1 protein-coding gene is annotated in these 1,226 nt (G+C 65.2%); it reads left to right on the top strand.

The genetic code is table 11. The annotated features are described in order from the left end of the window. Positions 1-196: 196 nt before the first annotated feature. A partial coding sequence (istA, locus tag IF803_RS42500; protein ID WP_461196165.1) for an IS21-like element ISBj11 family transposase occupies positions 197-1,226 on the top strand: 1,030 nt, incomplete at its 3' end.

The following is a 1,226-nucleotide window of genomic DNA, read 5'->3' as shown; positions in this document are numbered from 1 at the left end:
TGCCGCGCGGCGAACAGGATGGAAGTGGAGCGTCGACCATGATGAGAGGGCTACGCCGGGCTCGTGACGCAGGGAGGGCGTAGCCCGACCGGAGTTACGAGCCCGGCGTCGGCGCGATCCACAGCGGACCGCGCCGACTGGTGATCGCGGCCGGCTGGTTATGCAAGTGGTTCTTCCGCCAAGAGGAATCACTCGCGTGCCAGGCCGACACATTACCGATCACCAAATGAGGCTCTACATGAAGTACCGTCAGACCGATAGCCCGCCCGTGGCCGCCGCCAAGGCGTCGTTCAGCACCTCGACCGCTTACCGGATCGAGCAGGATCGACGCCTTCCGTCGCAGAAGAAGGCTCCTCGCGGCCGTCGCCGGCCAGATCCCTTGGCCCGCGTATTTGAGACAGAGATCGTGCCGATGCTGAAGGCCGCCCCCGGTGTGCGGCCGGTCACGATCTTCGAGGAGTTGCTCCGACGCCATCCTGAGCTCGGCGCCGGCATCCGTCGCACGCTGGAGCGCCGGATCCGGGCCTGGCGGGCGATCCACGGCGAGGAGCAGGAGGTCATCTTCCGGCAGACCCACGAACCCGGTCAGCGCGGCCTGTCCGACTTCACCGACATGGGCGAATTGGGTGTCACGATCGCGGGCGTGCCGCTCGACCATCGTCTCTATCACTTCCGGCTGGCCTATTCCGGGTTTGAGCACGCCCATGTCGTGCTCGGCGGTGAGAGCTTCATCGCTCTGGCCGAAGGCCTGCAGAATGCCTTGTGGTCACTCGGTGGAGCGCCACGGGAGCATCGCACCGACAGCCTGTCGGCCGCCTTTTGCAATCTCGACCGCGACGCCAAAGACGATCTGACGCGGCGATACGAAGACCTCTGTGCCCATTACGGCATGCGCCCCTCCCGCAACAATCGTGGCATCGCCCACGAGAACGGGGCGATCGAGAGTTCGCATGGCCATCTCAAGCGGGCGGTCGGCGACGCGCTGTTGCTGCGTGGCACCGCCGACTTCGACGATCTCGCTGCCTATCGTGGCTTCATCGATGAGATCGTCAGCCGCCGCAATGCCCGCAACGCCAAGCGGATCGACAGCGAACGTACCGCACTTCAGGATCTGCCGGACCGCCGCACGTCGGACTATGAAGAGGTGATCGTCCACGTGACATCGTCCGGCGGCTTCACCTTGCGCAAGGTGTTCTACACGGTGCCGTCGCGCTTGATCGGCCATC

The organism is Bradyrhizobium sp. UFLA06-06 (genome assembly GCF_054820065.1).
Note: the sequence above shows the minus strand (reverse complement) of the source record. Positions and strands in the feature narration are given on the sequence as shown.